Raw genomic sequence first — 18656 nt, forward strand, 5'->3', positions numbered from 1 at the left:
GCGGCCTCCCGGGATGCCGAGAGGGGCGCCATGGACCGCCTGGTCGGCGCGCGTTCGAGGTGATCGGGGTCGGCTTGCTCGTCCGGCGCTCCGCGGAGCGCCGGGCGCAGGGGTGGATCGCCGTGAGGGAAGGGGCGAATTGAGTCAAACGCCCGGGAGGCGTTGCGCCCCTCGGGAGTCGCAGGTTCAGATCTTCATCCTTCCTCCTCGTGTCTTGCTGGTCGCGGATGCGACACAGAGAGAGGCGCAGTCGGCGCTACCGCGTCGGGTGGCGCCTCTGCTCGAGCGGGTCATCCACGCGCGGGCGTGGACGCGGGACCTCCTCACCGGCGCAACGGAGGGAGCGTTGCTGTTTTCCGCCTTACTCTTCTGGGACGGAAGTTAGTCCGTTATAACGGAAGTGTCAAGCCGCACCGCGAAGGGGGCGATGCGCCCGTCAGGGGGTCGATGCGCCCGTCGGAGCGCCCGGGAGGGTTCGCGGCGGGAATGGCGCACGGGGAAGTCGGCCGGAGTGCGGGGCTGTGCGGGGGAGGTCTTCGTTGTACGCTCCGGTGCATGATGACGGCTCGTCTCCAAGCTGGAGCGATCTGCGGTGGGGGACATGTCCTTCGCGGGGCCTGCTGCGCTCGACAGGGGAGGGCCATCGGCGTCGGTGGCGCGATGAGGGCGGGTACGGAGCGGGGCGATGGCCGGTGAGCGCCCGCCGGCATGCATCCTGACCGCGCGGCTGACGCTGCGCGCGTGGCGTCCCGAGGATGCCCCGTCGATCAGGGCGGCGATCGACTCCAGTCTTGCGCACCTGCGTCCCTGGATGCCGTGGGCCGTGAACGAGCCGGCCTCCCTGGAGGCGACGACCGCGCTGCTGGAGAAGTTCCGGGACGACTTCACGGCAGGACGCGATTTTCATTACGGCATCTTCACGCGCGACGAGCGCGAGGTGCTCGGGGGTACGGGGCTACACCCGCGGATCGGTCCGGGCGCGATCGAGATCGGCTATTGGCTCCGCGAGGGCGCGACGGGCCGCGGCTATGCGACCGAGGCCGTGGCGCGGCTGACCCGGGTCGCGCTCGAGGAGGTCGGGTGGAGCCGCGTCGAGATCCGCTGCGATCCGCGGAACACCGCGAGCGCCGCCGTGCCCCGGCGGCTCGGGTATCGGCACGTGACGACGCTCGAGGCGAACGCCCTGACGCCGGCGGGCGAGCCGCGCGACACCATGGTGTGGGAGCAGACCGCCGCGGAGCTCGCGGGGCCGAGCCGGGAACAGACCACCTGAGCGTGAAGGCGGGGAGTCAGGGAGAATGCGGATGATCTCCCCTCCTTCCCGTCTTCAACTGAGTCCCTTCGTCATGTGACAACACCGTTGCCGCGGGAGCGTGCACAGCTCATGAGATGACCGCGCTCGGCCACCGCGCCGCGAGCACCCTCCCATCTTGAGAGCGGCGCCCGCGGCGCGCTTGTGGCGCTCAGAGCTCGCGCGTCATCTCGATCATCGTGCGGCGGAAGCCGAACCGCTCGAACAGGCGCTGCGCGGCGGCGTTCTGCGTCGCGGTGTGGAGCACGACGCGCGGCGCGCCGAGGGCGCGGAGGCGCGCGATCACGGCCTCGAGCAGGAGGGCGCCCGCGCCGAGCCGGCGCGCTGGCTCGGCGACGTAGACGTCATGGAGCGCGCCGTGGGCGTCGAGGAGGCTGTTCCAGTCGCGCGGCTCCCGGCGGCCGTAGGCGTAGCCGACCAGCGCCGGTTCGGCGCCGCCTTGCTCGGCGACGACGATGGCGGCGCCGGGGTTTTCGAGCTCGCTGGTGAGCCATCGCTCGTAGCCCGGCTCGAGCGGCTCAAGGCACAGGAAGCGGTGCGGATCCAGGGCGTGGTGGAGGCGGACGAGCTGCGCCGCGAAGCGCGCCACCTCGGGCATGTCCGCGCGCTCCGCCGCGCGGACCGTGATGGGGGAGGTCATCCGCCAGGATAGCCGAGCGAAGGCCGCTCGCCCGGCGCTACCGCCCTTTGCCCGCCCCCAGGCTCTCCAGCGCCTGCTGCGCGTCGCGCCGGTAGGCGTTGTCGGTCGGCGCCGTCTCCAGGAAGCGCTGGTAGTGGCGGATGGCCTTCTCGCGGTCGTTCGTCGCGCGGAGCGCCTCCGCCAGGAGGAAGTGCGCGTCGAACAGCCACGGCGGGGTCGAGCGCTCCGGCGCCTCGGCCAGCGTGACCGCCCGCTCCATCTCGGCCGCGGCCCCGGCCCGGTTGCCGCGCGACGCGTAGATCTTGCCGAGCCGGTAGTGCCACTCGGGGACCTTGTCGTTGGCCGCGATCGCCTTGCGCCACGCCTCCTCCGCGGCCGCCCAGTTGCCCTGATCCTGGTAGCAGAGCGCCATCGTGGCGTAGGCCTCGTAGCGCGACGGCCGCTTCTCGAGCGCGATCTGCAGATCCGCCAGCGCGTCGCGGCTCGCCCCCTGCTTCTGCAAGAGGACGCCGCGCTGCCAGTAGGCGTCGCCGAGCTCCGCGTCGAGCTCCAGCGCCCGCTTGAGCGCCACCTCCGCGCGCGCGGTCTGGCCCGTCTCGTTGGCGCCCCAGCCGACGTAGAGGTGGTACTCGGCGCGGTTCGGGTCGATCTCCGCGGCGCGCTCCAGGAACCGCAGCGCCTCGGCCATGTTCGTGCCGCGCCCGAGGAGCGCGCGGCCGAGGAAATGGTTCGCCTCGGCGGAGTTCGGGCGGTTCTGGATCACCTCGCGCAGGATGGGCTCGGCCTGGCTCGCGTGCCCCGCCATCACCTGGGTCGAGCCGACGCGCAGCTTCAGATCGACGTCGTTCGGCGCCTTGCGGAGCGCGTCGGCGTACATCTCCAGCGCGCGCTCGCTCTGCCCGGTCTCCTCGAACAGGAGCCCTCGCTCCAGCGCCAGGCCGGGGTAGTCCTTGTCCGCCGCCGTGACCTTGTCGAAGAGCCGCGCCGCGTCCTCGAACCGGCGCAGGCGGCGGTAGGCCACCCCCAGCTTGAACTGGCTGCCGAGGTCTTCCTCCTTGGCGAGCGCGAGCTCGAGCTCCTGCCGCGCCTCCTCGTTCCTCCCGGTCTGGAGCGCGACCTCGGCCTTCGCCTTGTGGAGCGCCGGCAGGTCCGGGAACTTCGCCGTCGCCTCCGACAGCTTCGCGGCCGCCGCCTCGTTGCGCCCGAGGCTCGACAGCAGCGACGACAGCGCCACGTAAGCGTCGACCACCTCCGGGCGGTTCTCGCTCGACTTCACCGCGTCGAGGTACGCCTGCTCCGCCTCCTTCTTGTTGCCGAGCGCGAGCTCGGTGCGCCCGAGCCAGTAGGCGACCTGCGGATCCGCCGCGTGGGTCTTCTGCAGCCCCTTCAGGAGGTCCTTCGCCTCCTTCATGCGCTCCTGCGCGAGCCAGGTCTTCGCCTTGCCGATGTGCGCGGCGAGGTTCTGCGCGTCGGCGCGGGACGCGGCCTCGAAGCGCGCCTGCGCCTCGGAGTAGCGGCCGGACCGGTAGAGGACCTCGCCGTTGCCGATGAGCGCGCGCACCGCCTGCGGGTCGATCTTCACCGCGGCGGCGAAGGCCTGCTCGGCCGCGCTCATGCGCGACCGCGCGAGGTGGATGGTGCCGAGCAGCGTGTACGCCTCGACGATCTCGGGGTCGCTCGCGGCGGCCCGGACCGGGCCGTCGCCGGTGACCTTGCCGAGCAGGTCGAGCGCCTCCTGCTCGCGGCCCGGCGTCTGCCAGACGAGCGACGCGACCAGGGTGCGGGCCCCGACGTGGTCCGGCGACGCCTCGAGCGCGCTCCTGGCGCTCGCCTCGGCGCCGGCCGCGTCGCCGGCGAGCAGCTGCGCCCGGGCCGTGCCGAACAGCGTGCGCGCGCTCTTCTGCAGCTCGCGCGCGCGCTGCCACGCCGCAGCCGCCTTGGGCGCGTCCTTGGCGAGCAGCTCGATCTCGGCGGCGAGGACGGCGACGTCGATGTCGTCCTTGAGCTGGGCGCCGAGCGCCTGCGCGGCCTCTCGCGCGCGGGGGAGCTGGCCCGTGGCCGCGTCCTGCGCCGCGACGGCGAGGGTGAGCAGGTCGCTCGGGCGGGAGCTCGCGAGCGCGACCATCTCCTTGCCGAAGGCGTCGTCGACGGTCCGGTGCCCGAAGCGGATGCTGCGCGCGAAGGCGACGTACGCGGCGTAGGCCATGGTCGGCCGGTGGCGGGGCGCGCTCGCGCGCGTGGACTTCGCGTCGCTGAGCGCGCCGTTCGCGGCCGAGGCGGTGTCCTTGGCGAGGGCGGACTGGGTCCGCTGCCGGAGATCGGCGAGCGCCGCCTCGTGCGCGAAGGCGTTGAGCCGGTCGCTGATGAGGTTCACGCCGAAGGCGCCGACGTCCGGGACGAGCGCGAGCGCGCCGCCGCAGACGGCGGCGACGGCGAGCGTCGCGACGACGTAGCGCTTGACCTTCGACTTCTGCGGCGGGGCTTCCTGGGCAGGCGCGGGCTTCTCGGCCTGCGCCTCCGTCCCGGCGCTCAGGTCGCCGATCTCGGTGCCCGCGCCCGTGAGGTCGACCTCGTCGCCGACGCTGGGGTGCGGAGCGCTGAGCTCGATGCCCCGATCGTCGGCGTCCATCGGCGTCTGCGTGAAGTTCGCGGAGCGGTCGGACGGATCGTAGGCGGCGGGCGCGGCGCCGGCGGCGAGGTGGGTCACGCCCTCGCCGAGCGCGATCTCGTCGCCGAAATCGGCCGGCGGCATCGCGCCGGTGCTCCGGCCGAAGCCGGCGGGCGGCATCGCGCCGGTGCTCCGGCCGAAGTCGGCCGGCGGCATCGCGCCGCTGCTCGGGCCGAAGTCGGCCGGTGGCATCGCGCCGGCGCTCGGACCGAAGTCGGCCGGCGGCATCGCGCCGCTGCTCGGGGGCTCGGGCGGCGCCGGCGGGAGCGGGCGCGGGCCGGGCGCCTGGAACGCGGCGCCGACGCGCGAGTCGTCGTAGTCCGGCGGGGCCTCGTCGAAGAGCTCGGCGCCGACGATGGTGCCCGGTCCGGCGGGCAAGCCGGGGCCGGTGGCCTTCGTGGGAAGGGCGGGGCCGGTGGCCTTCGTGGGGAAGCCCGCGGGGGCCGTGGCCGGGAAGCCTGCCTGCGCCGGGGAGGGGAAGCCTGCCTGCGCCGGGGAGGGGTAGCCTGCCTGCGCCGGGGAGGGGAAGCCTGCCTGCGCCGGGGAGGGGTAGCCCGCGGACGCCGTGGCCGGGAGCCCGGCGCGAACCGGCGAGGGGAGCGGGGCAGAGGCCGGCGCGGGCAGGCTCGCGTCCGGGAACGGGGCGGGCATGCCGATGACGCCCGGGACCGAGCTCGGAAGATCTCCGGCGACGATGGGCAGATCGCCCGACGAGGGCAGCTCGGCCTCGCCGTCGCCCTCGAGCGGCAGCTCGAGCTCGCCGAAGCCGAACGACATGGAGCCGCTGCTGGCGCGCGCCGGAGGCGCCGGGGGCGCGTCGTCGTCGAGGTCTCCGAAGTCGTACTCCGGGGCCACGCGCGGGGGCGCGACGTCCCCCATCCCGCGGGTGCGCCCGCGGCCGAGCGGCTGCGAGGCGGCCCCGGAGTCGCGCGTGCCGGGCACGCCGGGCGAGGACGGAGCGCTCGGCCGCGAGTCCCGCAGGCCGAACCCGAGGGTGCGCCGGCTGCTCGGAGGAAGCGGATCGACCCGCGCCGGCAGGTCGGCCTCGGCGAACGCGGTGGGCGTCGCCGGAGCGGTGCGCGACTGCGCGCGCGACCGCGCCGAGAGCGGCGCCGGCGCGGCGGGCGCGTTGCCGTAGACGACCGGCAGGTCGTCGGGATCGAGCCCTTGCACCTCGGCGTCCGTCGGGCTCGGGAGCTCGACCATGAGGTCGATCTCGCCGAAGCCGCGCCGCTGCGGCACCGTCTTGGCGTTGCGCCGATCGGACGGGGCCGGACGATCGGGGACGTCGGGCAGGCCGATCTCGCCGAAGACCTCGGGGCCCGGCGGCTCAGGAGCCGGCGCGGGCGGCGCGGGCGGCGCGGGCGGCGCGGGCCGCTGGGGGACCGTGGTCGCCGCGCGGCGCGGCGGCGTGGCCACCGGCGCCGGCGCCGGACGTCGGGGCGGCGCGACCGCGGGGAACGCGACGTCCTCCGGGGCCGCCACGGGCAGATCGGCGTCGTCGTGCGTCGCCGGCGCGCTCCGCTCCGAGAGCTGCAAGCTTCCCGCTCCAGCCCGCGGCGCGGGCGTCGGCGCAGGCGCAGGCGTCGGCGCAGGGGTCGCGCCCCCCTTGGTCACCAGCAGGCTCGTGCCGCACTTCGGACAGCGCATCCTGAGCCCCGCAGGGGGAACGCGCTTTTCGTCGACCTGGTACGGCGATTTGCATCCGTCGCACTCGACCTTGATCATGCTCCCCGACCCAATGCCGGCGCTGCGAGGGTTTCCGCAGGCGCCTTCACGCTCGTTCGGCCTGCGATAAGGCCGGGATGCCCCGACATCCGCTCTCCTTACTAGCAGGGCTTGTGGTCCTTGGATCGCCTCTTCTACGGGCCGTCCTCAAATCGGCGATTTCCTCGGGCATATCGCGTGCTTGTCTCCGGCGTGAAGCCGGGACGGCGCCGGCGTTGAGCCGGGACAGCACCGGCGTGAAGGCCTCGCCAAGCGTCCTCCACCTGTGCTAACGCGCTGCCGCCCATGCAGCGCTCGACGGCGGTCATCTACACGCTCTTCTTTGCGGGCGCGCTGGCGTTCGTCATCGCGAACGGCGGTCCGAAGGGGGGGCGCGGCGCGGCCGGCGCGCCCGCCGACGCGGGCGCCGACGCCGACGCCGACGCGGGCTCGCCCGCGGCGACGGCGGCCGGCGACGGCGACGCCGGGACCGACGCCGGCGCAGAGGGGCTCGTCCAGGAGAGCGGCCCGGAGCTGGCCGTGCGATCCGACGCGGGCGTCACGCTCCTCTCGGGCGAGGCGCCGCCCGCGCTGTCGGGCGAGGCGCCGAAGAAGGTGCGCTTCGGCGTGGTGCTGGTCCAGTACCGCGGGGCGCAGGGCGCGCCGCAGAGCGCGCGCCCCAAGGACGCCGCGCTGGCGCTCGCCAGGGAGCTCGCCGAGGTCGCCAAGACGGACTTCAAGGCCGCCGTCGACAAGGGGGACAAGGGCTCGACCGACGATCTCGGCTACATCCCGCGCGGCGTGCTCGAGCCCGCCCCGGAGTACGAGCTGTTCAGCCTCCCCAAGGGGGGCGTGAGCGGCCCGGTCGACACGCCGCGCGGCTTTTGGATCGCGCGGCGGATCGAGTAAGTAGGGCCTACCGCGCGGCGCGTCGCCGCGCGCGCGAACGAGTGGAGATACCGTATGGCGACGATCGAGATCCGCCGGCAGCACGCGCTCACCAAGGACGAGGCCAAGAAGCGCGCGGAAGAGCTCGCGCGGGGCATGGAGGACAAGCTCGGCATCCGGTGGCGATGGGACGGCGATCTCATCCGGTTCGACGCCCCGGGCGGCGCCGCGAAGGGCACGACGGGCCTCGTGCGCGTCGAGGCCTCCGCCGTCCAGGTGGACATCGATCTCCCGTTCCTGCTGAAGGCGATGAAGGGCATGGTCGAGTCGAAGGTCAACGAGAAGCTCGACGCCGTGCTCTCCAAGGCCTAGCCGCGGCGGCCGGGCTCGACCCGGAGGGCGCCCCCGGCGCCTCGATCGCCCGCCGCGCCGGCGCCCGCCGCGCGGCTGCCCGAGGCGCATCGTCGCCCCGCGCCCCGTCGTCCTCGCCTCGGTCTCTTCTCGTCCATCGCCCGCGCAGGCCCGCGCCGGCGAGCGACCTCCACCCGAAGCGCCGCGCGGATCGCGCGTGGCAGCGCCCGTGAGCACCTCGCTTTCCAGGGGCGCGCGCGCGGCGGTCGCGGCCGCGCGCGGCGGCCGCAGCGGTCGCGGCCACGCGCGCCGCGGCCACGCCGCGGCCACACCGGAGGAGCGGCCGCGCGTGGCGCTGCCCGAGCCCACCCCCGCCCGGCGAGCTTTACTCCGCGACGTTCGGTTCGCTACTCTCCGCCATCGTCATGCGTTGCGCACAGATCAGACCCCCTTCGGAGGCGACGCGAGCGAGATGACGGTTCAGGTACCCGAGGGGCACGTGGAGAGCATGACGGCCCTGATCGCGCGGCTCCGCGCGGAGCAAGGCGACCAACCGGAGCGACAGCTCCAGGCGCTCCTGTTGCACGAGCTCGGCGCGCTCGAGGAGGCGCTCGGCGAAGAGCCCACGGCCGCGCGCGACTACCTCGCCGCGTTCAACGCCGACCCCCAGTTCCGCGAGCCGCTCGAGGCGCTGGTCCGCATCCTCACCCGCCGCAAGTCGATCAAGAACCTCGGCAAGCTGCTCGACGCGCTCACGCGCGCCGCGGCCACGCCCGAGGAGCGGGCGCGCGCGTTCTGGGAGCGCGCGGCGTACCTCCAGGACCACGAGCAGAACCTCGCGGCGTCCAAGGAGGCGCTCGAGGAGGCGGCGCTCAGCAACCCGGAGGACGCGACGCCGTGGCTCGAGCTCGAGCTCATCGCGGCCAAGGAGGGGGACCTCGCCGGCCGCATGCGCGCGATCGAGGCCCGCGCCGAGCTCGCGACCGACGCGACGTGGAAGGGGCTGCTCTTCATCGAGCTCGCCGACCTCGCCGCCGCGACCGAGAACGTGGAGCGCGCTTACGAGCTGCTCGACGCGGCCGCCGCCCTGGAGGGGCGGGCGCGCTTCCGGTCGCAGCTCGCGCTCGAGGCGATCGCGCGGCGCGAGGAGGACCTCGGCGCGCTCGCGCGCGCCCTCGAGGGCCAGGCGGAGCTCATCGCCGACGCGCTCGACGACGAGGCGAGCGGCGAGGCCAACGGCGTCCCGCGGTACATGCGCAAGCCGGAGTACGCGGCCGACGCGTGGCTCCGCGCCGCCGAGCTGACGCAGCGCGCGGGGACGGGCGGCTTCGCGTCGCTCCTCGAGCGGGCCGCGGAGCGGCTGCCCCAGTCGGCGCTGCTCGGGCGGGCGCGCATCGCCGCCCTCGAGGCCGCCGGCGAGGCCGAGGCCGCCGCCGGCCTGGCCAAGCAGGAGATCGCGCGCGGCGCGAGCGGGCCCGGCGCCGCGGCGCTGTGGCTCCGCATCGCCGAGGCCGCGGCGCTGGCGAGCGACCGCGAGGCCGCTCTCGCGGCGCTCCGGAGCGCGCTCACGGCCGACCCGCAGTGCATCCCGGCGCGCGCGCTGGAGATCGATCTGCTCGGCGACGGCCAGGACCCGTCCGCGTTCGCGGCCTCGCTCGAGGCGATGGCGGCGTCGTACGGCAGCGACGAGGCGAGGGGGCGCGCGCTGCTGCTCGCGGCCTACGTCTGGGCGGTGCGGACGGACGACGTCGGCGCCGCGAAGGACGCCCTGTCGCAGGCCGGCATGGCCGGCGTGCACCCGGGCGTGCTCGCGCGCTTCGGGCGGTCGTTCGCGGCGCTCCGCGGCGACGCGGCCTGGTACGAGGAGTCGACGAAGCGGCTGCTCTCGACCGGCGTCGACCCGGCCGAGAAGGCGAGCCTGTGGTTCGAGATCGGCCGGAGCCGCCTGCTCCGGGGCGACGCGGACGGCGCCGAGGGCGCCTTCGCCGAGCTCGCCGCCGCGGGCGCGGACGACGGCGGCGCCGCGCCAAACGCGTGGCTCGGGCGGGCGCTCGGCGCCTTCGCGGTCGATCTCGTCCGCAGCCGGCGCGAGCGCGGCGACGAGCCCGGCGCCCCCGGCCCGCGGCGCTCGCCGACGGTGATCGAGGCGCTCGCGGAGGTCGAGGGCCCGGAGACCGCGCGCGGGCTGTGGCTCGTCGCGGCCCTGCGCAGCGCGCGCAGCGGCGAGGTCGATCGCGCGCGGAGCCGGCTCCGCGCCCTCTTCGAGCAGTCCGCGGACGACGAGGTCGTCGCGGTGTTCCTGGCCGAGCTGGAGCGGCGCGCCGGGAGCCCCGCCGCCGCGGCCGCGACGCTCTCGACCTGCGCCGCGGCGATCGACGACGCCGATCTGTCGGCGGCGCTGCACATCGAGGCGGCCATCCTGCTCTGGCGCGCCGGCGAGCGCGGGCGCGCCGTCGAGGAGCTCGAGGCGGCGCGGGGCAAGGCGCCGCGGGCGGGCGCGACGGCGCTCACCTGGGCGCTCCGCGGCCACGAGGCGAGCGATCTCCTCGGCCGGCGCCGCGCCCTCGAGGTGGCGGGCGAGGCGGGCGAGGACCCGGCGGCGCTCGCGCTGTCGCGGTTCGGCCTCGAGATCGGCGCGGCCGAGGGCGGCGACGCCGACGAGGCGCTCGCGACGCTCGAGGCGCTGGAGTCGCAGGCGAGCGACGATCTCGCCCTGGCCGCCGCGCTCGGGCGGCTGCTCTGGCAGCCGGCGCTCGAGCAGCGGAGCGCCGTCGAGCGCGCGCTCGACTACATCGAGGAGCGGGGCGACGGCGCCACGTCCATCGCGCACGCCGAGCGCTTCCGCCTCGCGCGCACGCTCGATCATGACCGCGCGCGCACCGCGGCGCGCGCGGCGGCGTGGGCCGCGGCCGACCCGAGCCCGCACGCCGAGCTCGAGTGGCTCGGCGCGGCGCTCGGCGCCGAGGACCGCGAGGCCGAGGTCGCCGCCCGGAGCGCCCTCGCGCGCCACATGGAGGGCGAGGCCCGCGCGGCGATGGAGGCCTCGGCCGCGATCGTCGGCGCGCTCGACCAGCCGAACCTGCCGCGCCCGTTCCTGTCGGGCGAGCACGCGCCCGCGCAGCTCGCCAACCTGGAGCTCGCGCTCCCGGGCTGCGATCCGCGGCGCCGCGCCGCCGCGCTGCACGGGCTCGGCGACGCGCTCGGCGAGGACGCGCAGCTCACCGCGCTCGCGCTCGCGGGCTGGTCGGACTTCGCGGCCGGCGATCACGAGCGCGCGCTCGGCGCGTTCCGCGCGGTGGTCGAGCGGAGGCCCGACGACGTCGCCGCCTGGGAGGGCGTGCGCGCCACGTCCGAGGCGCTGCGCGACCCGGTGTCGACGGCGCTCGCCTCGGCCCAGCTCGGCGCGCTCTGCAAGGACGACGCGCGCGGCGCGGGGTTCTGGGAGAGCGCGGGGCTCCTGCTGCTCCAGCACACCGAGGCGCACGACGACGCCGAGATCGCCTTCGACCGCGCCTTCGCGCGCGACCCGCGGCGCGGCGTCGCCTTCGACCGGCTGTTCCGCCGGGTCCGCGCGCGCAACGAGGACGATCGGCTGCTCGACATCATCGAGCGGCGGCTCGGCGTGGCCGACAACGACCTCGAGATCTGCAAGCTGTTCTGGGAGCGCGCGCGCGTGCTCCGCAAGAAGGGCAAGCTCGACGAGGCGCTCGCCGCGCTCGAGAACGTGACGCTGCTCGAGCCGGATCACATCGGCGCGCTGGCGCTCTCCGCCGACATCTCCAAGGCGCAGGGCGACCTCGGCCAGGCGGCGGCGTTTTACGCCGAGCTCTCGCGGGTCGCCAAGGCGCCCGGGGAGCAGCGCCTCATGTCGGGGATCACGGCGGTCGACGCGTACGAGAAGCTCGGCGACCACGACAAGGCGCTCGAGGTGCTGGTCGGCCTGCACCGCGCCGGGCTGTCGACGCTCCCGGTCCGCGAGCGCCTCGTGCGGGTCGCCGCCCGGGTCGGCGCCTGGGAGGAGGCCACGCGCCTGCTCGAGGAGCTCATGGTCGAGCGCGACGCCCCCGACGGGCGCATCGAGGCGGCGCGGCTCGCGATGGCGATCTACCGCGACCAGCTCCGCGCGCCCCGCCGCGCGGAGCGGGCCGTGGCGAAGCTCCTCGAGGAGGCCCCGGACGACGGCGAGGCGATCGATCTCGTCCTCACGACGGACTACGACCCGGCGTTCCGCACCCGCGTGCTCGGCCGCGCCAAGGCGACGCTGATCCAGGCGCTCGCGTCGGACCCGATCGACGCGGACCGGGTCGCGCTCCTCGCGAAGATCGCCGGCGCCGGGCAGGACGCGCCGCTCCGGCAGGCCACGCTCGGCGCGCTGGTCGCGCTCGGCCGGATCGACGACGGCATCTCCGCGGAGCTCAAGAAGATCGACGCCCGCGTCCCGGCGCGGCCGCAGATCGCCCTCGACGCCAAGGCCATGGCCGACATCGCCGATCCGCTCGACGCCGGGCCGGTCGGCGAGCTGTTCGCGAAGATGGCCGAGACCATCTCCATGGCGCTCGGCCCCTCGCTCGTGTCGCTCGGCGTCGGCAAGAAGGACCGCATCGAGGCGCGCGGCGGCCACCCGCTGCGCGTCGCGGTCGCCGAGTGGATGGGCGCGCTCAGCTTCGAGACCGACTTCGAGCTCTACGTCGGCGGCCCGAGCCCCCGCGGGGCGACGGGCGTCTACGGCCAGCTGCCGGCGCTCGTGCTCGGCCCCGAGATCACGACGCCGCTCGACGCCGCCTCGCGCTCGGCGATCGCGCGCGAGGCGTTCGCCCTGCGCCGGGGCATCACGTCGCTCAGGACCCGGGACGACAACACCGTCGCCTCGCTCGTCGCGGCGGCGTGCATCGAGGCGGGCCTCGCGGTCCCCCAGCCGCCTTACGCCGTCTTCGGCGAGGTCTCGCGCGCCATCCACAAGGAGATGTCGCGCGCGACCCGGAAGGCCATCGCCGAGGTGTGCCAGCGCATCGTCTCGAGCCAGCAGGACCCGCACCGCTGGGCGCAGGCCGCCCGCAGGAGCATCGATCGCATGGCCGTCATCGCCGCCGGCGACGTCTCGCTGGTCCTCTCGGACATCCTCAACACCCCGCGCGAGCAGCTCGGCGGCGTCGTCGCCGAGAGCGAGCGGGCGCGCCAGCTGGTCGCGTTCGTCCTGTCGCAGAGCTACCTCGAGCTCCGGAAGAAGCTCGGGATGGGGGTCCGGTGAGCAAGAATCCGCAATCCAAGAGCTCCTCTGGCAACGGCGGCGAGGAGGGCACGCCGTCGCAGGAGAAGATCACCGTCCCGCCGCCGGCGATGTACGGCGCGGCGGTCTCGGAGGGCGACGTCGAGGAGGCCACGCTCCTCGCGAAGATCCCCGACGAGCTCATCAAATCGATCCGCGCCGAGGAGGGCGAGCGCGTCGGCGAGGGCGGCCTGAAGCAGCTGTTCTCGCGCGAGCCGGTGCCCGTGCCCGCGCGGCCGGCGCAGAGCGCCGGGGAGAGCGACGCGCTCCTCGACATGCTCTTCGAGGACCAGCGCGCCGACGACGCCGACGACGGGGTCGTGACCTCGGCGCCCGCGCTGCCCGGCGCGCGCCGGGGCGCCTCGCCCCCCATCCCGCCGCCGCGGCCCCCGTCGCTGCCCCGCCCCGCGGCCCCGCCGCGCTCGGGCAGGCCGAGCGACGTGAAGGCGCCCGCCGCCGATCTCGCGCCGAGCGATCGGACGCCGAAGATCCCGGCGCCGTCCGCGTCCTCGAGGCCCGCGGCGCCGCGCCCGCAGCCCGCCGCCGCGGTGCCGCCCCCGCTGCCGCCGCAGCCGCAGCCGAGGCGCCTTGAGCCGGTGCAGGACGAGGACACCGCCGAGCCGGGCGACCGCGCCACGCCCATCCCCGACGGCGGCGACTCCCCGTTCGAGTTCGCGCCGCCCAGCCTCGTGAACAGCACCCGGCGCGCCGCGGCGCCGGACTTCGACGACGAGGACACGACCGGCTTCGACGACGAGGAGACGAAGGCCCTCGACGAGCCCGGGCCCACGACCCGGCCGTACGCCGGCGAGCCGTCCGCCCCGGCGAGCCACTGGGACCAGGCCGCGATCGAGAGCGATCCCGGCGAGGTCGTGGACGAGTCGAGCCTGCTCGACGGGCCGGTCGACGAGGACGATCTCGCCCAGACGCGCGTCGCGAGCCGGAGGCCGGAGGTCGGCTCGGCGTTCGGTCCGCCGCGCTCGTCCGCGCCCGCCCGCGCGCCCGAGAGCCTCCCGCCGCTGCCGTCGATCCCGCCGCCCGCGTCCGTGTTCGACGCCGAGCAGGACGCGAGCGCGATCCTCGTCCAGTCGCAGCAGCGCGACGTCTGGGCGGCGCGCGCCGCCTGGCTCCGCGCCGAGGCGGAGCTCATCGAGGATCCGACGTCCCGGGCGCGCGCGCTGCTCCCCGTCGCCGAGCTCTACGTGATGGCCGGCGAGGACGCGACCGCCCGCGCCATCGCCGCCGAGGCGCGCGATCTCGCCCCGAGCCTGATCTTCGCCCACCGGCAGCTCCGCGGGCTCCTGATGCGCGAGGGGGACCTGCCCGCCGCCCTCGACGCGCTGGAGGCCGAGACCCGCATCCTCGGGACGCCGGCCGCGCGCTGCCACAACCTGGCGCTCGGCGCCGAGCTCTCCCGCATCTCGCTCGCCGACCCCGACGGCGCGCACAAGCGCCTGGAGCTCGCGGCCCGGATGCACCCCGCCGATCCGCGCCCGCACGTCCAGCGCTTCTGCGAGGCGCTCGCCGCGCCGGACTCGGACGCCCAGGGCTCGGCCATCGCGAAGTTCCGCCTGCCCGACGCGCCCGAGCTCGCGCCGCTCGCCGCGGCGTGCGCGCAGGTCGCCGCGCACCGCGGCGCGCTGCGGCCGGCGCGCGGCCGCGCCGCCCCCGCCACGCCGTACGAGGCGCTGCTCCGCGCCCGCGCCCACCTCCGCGCCGGCGACCTCTCCGAGGGCCTCGCGAGCCTCGAGCCCCTGCGCGGCACCTCGCTCGCGCCCGGCGTCGCATGGCTCACCGCCGCGCTCAGCGCCGCGCGCAAGGAGACCCGCCCGGCGGCGCTCGGCGCGCTCCGCGCCGTCGCCGCCGGCTCGCACGCCGGCCAGGCGCGGCGCGCGCTCGCCGCGCAGGCGATCGAGCTCGGCGACGCCGCCGCCGCGCGCGAGGCGACGCTCGACGACGGCGACGCGTTCTCGCCGGCCGACCGCATCGTCCTGTCGGCGCTCGCCGGCGGCTCCGCGGGCGAGATCGAGCCGTGGCTCGACGCCCTCGCCGACGATCCGGACTTCGCGCCGCTCTGCGCCGCGGCGAGCGCCGCCCTGAGCGACGCCGGCGGCTCGGCGGCCCAGGCGCCCGCGCCGCGGGGCGTGCGCGCCCTCGGCGGCCCGAGCGCCCGCGCCGCCGCGGTCCTCGGCCGCGCGCTCTCCCGCGAGGCCGTCCCGGCCGAGGGGGGCATCGACGCGAGCGACGCCTTCTCCCGCGCCGTCGTCACCTACGGCGACACCGCGCCCGAGAGCCCGCTCTTCCGGGCCCTCTCGCTCGAGCTCGATCTCGACGGCGACCGCGGCGCCCGCGTCGCCAGGGCCGTGGCGGCGCTCCGCGAGGTCGCGTCCGAGCGCGACAGCGCGCTCGCCGCCGCCGCGATCGCGGAGATCGCGGGGGATCAGCGGGCGGCCATGGGCGACCTCGATCGCGCCCGCGCCGCCGATCCGCAGCACGAGGGCGCCGCGCGCGCCCGCGCCGCGCAGGAGAGCGGCGTCGGCGCCGCCCGCATCCTCGCGGAGCACGCGCTCACGCTCGAGGAGGGGCCGCGCGCCGCGGTGCTCGTCACCGAGGCGGCGATCCGCCTGCTCGACGCCGGCGACAACGACGAGGGCGAGCGCCTGCTCTCGCGCGCCGCGCAGATCGATCCGAAGCTCCCCGTCGCGCTCCACCTCGGCGAGCGGAGCGCGCGCGCCCGCGTGGACCGCGACGGCCTCCTCGAGTGGCTCCGGACCCGCCGCGAGAGCGCGACCGACCCGCTGGAGCGCGCCCACGACCTCGTCCGCGAGGCGCTCCTCGTCGCCGAGGCCGACCCCGCGTCGGCCGCGTCGCTCCTCGAGACGGCGCACCGCTCGCGCCCGCAGGACATCGGCCTGCGCGAGCTCTTCGAGCGGCTCGCGCCCGAGCCCCCGGCCGACCGCGCCGCCTGGCGCGCCGAGCGCGCCACCGAGCTGATGCGCGCCCTCCACCCGGGCGGCGACGGCCGCGCCCCGGCCGAGGGCGACGACCGCGCCCCCACGGGCGTCGAGGCCGCGCGCCTCGCCCTCGAGGCCGCCCTCGAGTACGAGCGCGCCGGCGATCTCGGGCAGGCCGCCGCGTCGGCCCGCCAGGCGATCGCCGCGGGCGACGACGCGCTCGCGCCGATCGCCCTCTACCGCGCGGCCGTCGCCGGCCACGGCGCCGGCGAGCTCGTCGACGCCCTGATCCCGCGCGCCCGCGAGGCCGCGGACGCGGTGGAGCGCCTCGAGATCTACGAGCGCCTCGCGGAGCTCGACGAGCTCGGGCGCAGCGACCCCGGCAACGCCCTGCTCTGGCGCCGCTCCATCCTGGAGGAGACGCCGCACCACCTGCCGACGCTCCGCCGGGTCGCCTCCTACCTCATCGGCGAGGGGCGCGACGAGGAGCTCGAGCCCATCGCGCTCGAGATCGCGCGCGTCCTCGACGGCCCCGAGGCGATCGCGCACGCGCTCCTGTCGGCGCGGCTGCGCCTGCGCGTGCTCCCGTGGGAGGAGACGCTCGAGCCGGTCCAGATCGCGTACAGGAACGAGCCCCGGGGCATCTGGGCGCTGCGCCAGATGGCCGCGCACGCCCGCGCGAAGGCGGATCACGCCCTCGCGATCGAGGCGGATCGCCAGCTCATCGAGCGCACCGATCGCCCGTCCGAGGCCGCCGCCCTCTCGGTGCGGGCCGCCAAGGACGCCCTCCTCGCCGGCTCGATCGAGGACGCCGTCGCCTTCTTCCGGCACGCGATCACGCTCGTCCCGCACTACCTCGTCGCGCACCTCGATCTCGCCGACGCGCTCGAGCGCGGCGGCGACGCGGCCGCCGCCGCGGCCGCGCTCGAGTCCGCGGCGGGCGCGAGCGTCGGCTCCGAGGGGCGCGCGCACTCGCTCTACGCCGCGGCGGTGCTCTGGCAGGACAAGGTCCAGAACGCCGCGCGGGCCCGCGACGTCCTCGAGGCGGTCGCCACGGTCGACCCGTCGTACGCCGACGTCTTCTCGCGGCTCAAGGCGATCTACATCGCCGAGGGCGCGCGCGCCGAGCTGGCCGCCCTCCTCGAGCGCCGCCTCGACGCGGTGACGGACGCGGCGGAGCGGGTCGAGATGGAGGTCCTCCGCGGCCGGGCGCTCGCCGACGTCGGCGACGCGGCGGCGGCGAAGCGGGCGCTCGCCGCCGCGCTCGACGCGAACCCCGACCACGTCGAGGCCCTGTCCGCGTTCGCGGACGTCTGCGCCGGCGAGGGCGACTGGGCCGGCGCCGAGCAGGCCTGGATCCGGCTCGCGCGCCTCGTGCCCGATCCCGACAAGCAGGTCGCGATCTACCTCCGCCTCGGCGAGCTCTACGACGAGCACCTCCCGAACGCGGAGCGCGCCGAGCTCGCCTACCAGGAGATCCTGAAGCGCGCGCCGGGCGACGTGAGCGCGCGCGAGCGCCTCGTCGCGCTGTACAAGCGCGCCGGCGACGGCGCCCGCGCCCTCGAGCAGCAGAACCTCCTCATCAACGCCGCGGAGGCGCCCGAGCAGAAGTGCCGCCGTACGGCGGAGCTCGCCGAGATCTACGAGTCGATGGGGGACATGAAGAAGGCCGAGGCCACGCTGCTCACGGCGCGCAAGACGTGGCCCAAGGACGACTTCGCGCTCGGCGCGCTGGCCCGCTACTACCAGCGCACCGAGCAGGCCTCCGCGGCGGGCGTCCTGCTCGATCGCGCCATCGCCGACGCCCGCCGCGCGCTGAACACCGGCCGCTTCGAGCCGTACCTGTTCTCGACGGTCGCGACCGTCGCGGAGCTGCGCGGCCGCGCCGGCGCCTCGCGCATCGCGCGCGCGACGGTCGCCGCGCTCGACGGCCGCGACGCGGCGATGGGCGGCGCCGGCAACGCCGCGGGCGCGGCCCGCCTCGACGTCCACCTCGCGCCGGAGCTCATGACCGCGGCGTTCCGCGAGCTCCTGCTCAAGACCGGCCCGCTGCTCGACGCCGCGGTGCCGTTCGATCTCGACTCGATCCGCGCGACCCCGCTGCCGCCCCAGCACGCCGACATCACCGACCTGGCCCGCGGCGTCGGCGCGGCGTACGGCCTGCCCAACCTGCAGGTCTACGTGACGGCCGCGCTCGGCGCCGTCTGCGTCCCGGCCTCCTCGAGCCCGCCGAAGATCGTCCTCGGGCAGCCCCTGGTCGCCTCGCCGCGCGAGGACGTCCGGCTCTTCCTCATCCACCGCGCCGTCAAGATCCTCCAGACCAACGCCTCGGCCTTCTCGCGGACGGCGCCCATCGATCTCTGGCCGTTGCTCGCGGCCTATTTGAAGGCGCTCACGCCCTCGTGGACGCCGCAGGGCGCCGACGCCGGTCGCCTGCGCGAGTACCAGGGCCGGATCGAGCGGGTGACGGCGGGCGGGCTGGATCCGAAGCTCGGCGTGCTCGCCGCCGACGTCATCGGCTCGATCGGCAACCGGGCGTCGACGCTGAACACGGCGGTCAACGGCTGGGGGAACCGGGCTGCGTTCCTCGCGGTGGGCGACCTCAACATTGCCCTCACGGGCATCGCCTGGTCGGGCGGCCACACGAACGCGCCGCCCGCCGGGGGCAAGGACCGCGTCACCTGGATCGGGCGCAACGCCGAGGCGCGCGACCTCATCGTCTTCGCCGTGAGCGACGGCCTGGCCGAGGCGCGGGAGCAGCTCGGGTTCACCGAGTGAGCGCGCGGGCGCCCGCGCGCTCGTCGTCGCGCGCCGCCGCGCTATGTTGAGCGCGCGCCGTCGCGAGCACTTCGCCGTCGCGGAGGCTCGCG

Annotated in this window: 7 protein-coding genes; 5 read left to right on the forward strand and 2 right to left on the reverse strand. The window is 76.2% G+C overall.

Going from position 1 to position 18656, the window contains the following annotated elements; translation table 11 throughout:
- Positions 1–685 precede the first annotated feature (685 nt).
- Positions 686–1273 carry a GNAT family N-acetyltransferase gene (locus tag WME83_RS04325; RefSeq protein WP_437317982.1) on the forward strand — a complete coding sequence of 196 codons (588 nt, stop codon included), beginning with the start codon at positions 686–688 and terminating at the stop codon, positions 1271–1273.
- 190 nt (positions 1274–1463) lie between these two features.
- On the opposite strand, the gene WME83_RS04330 is transcribed toward WME83_RS04325, so the two are convergent.
- Both WME83_RS04330 and WME83_RS04335 read right to left on the reverse strand, forming a co-directional pair.
- On the reverse strand, positions 1464–1952 hold the full coding sequence (locus tag WME83_RS04330; protein ID WP_437317983.1) for an N-acetyltransferase family protein: 489 nt from the start codon (positions 1950–1952) through the stop codon (positions 1464–1466).
- Between the two features lie 37 nt (positions 1953–1989).
- Positions 1990–6348, reverse strand: coding sequence for a tetratricopeptide repeat protein (locus WME83_RS04335; RefSeq protein WP_437317984.1), 4359 nt, complete (start codon positions 6346–6348; stop codon positions 1990–1992).
- 285 nt (positions 6349–6633) lie between these two features.
- Here WME83_RS04335 and WME83_RS04340 point away from each other — a divergent pair, with 285 nt between their 5' ends.
- The 4 genes from WME83_RS04340 (at position 6634) to WME83_RS04355 (ending at position 18564) form a co-directional block, all read left to right on the forward strand.
- Complete coding sequence (locus WME83_RS04340) at positions 6634–7236, forward strand: peptidyl-prolyl cis-trans isomerase (RefSeq protein WP_437317985.1); 603 nt, start codon at positions 6634–6636, stop codon at positions 7234–7236.
- A gap of 54 nt (positions 7237–7290) precedes the next feature.
- Complete coding sequence (locus tag WME83_RS04345; protein WP_061621300.1) at positions 7291–7587, forward strand: polyhydroxyalkanoic acid system family protein; 297 nt, start codon at positions 7291–7293, stop codon at positions 7585–7587.
- A gap of 451 nt (positions 7588–8038) precedes the next feature.
- The gene (locus tag WME83_RS04350) at positions 8039–12814 is read left to right on the forward strand and encodes a hypothetical protein (RefSeq protein ID WP_437317986.1); all 4776 of its coding nucleotides are present in this window, start codon (positions 8039–8041) and stop codon (positions 12812–12814) included.
- Positions 12811–18564, forward strand: a complete 5754-nt coding sequence (locus WME83_RS04355; RefSeq protein WP_437317987.1) for a hypothetical protein — start codon at positions 12811–12813, stop codon at positions 18562–18564. Before WME83_RS04350 ends, WME83_RS04355 begins: the two co-directional genes overlap by 4 nt.
- Positions 18565–18656: the final 92 nt, after the last annotated feature.

The organism is Sorangium sp. So ce385 (assembly GCF_051474135.1).
Taxonomy (GTDB): Bacteria; Myxococcota_A; Polyangia; order Polyangiales; family Polyangiaceae; genus Sorangium; species Sorangium cellulosum_D.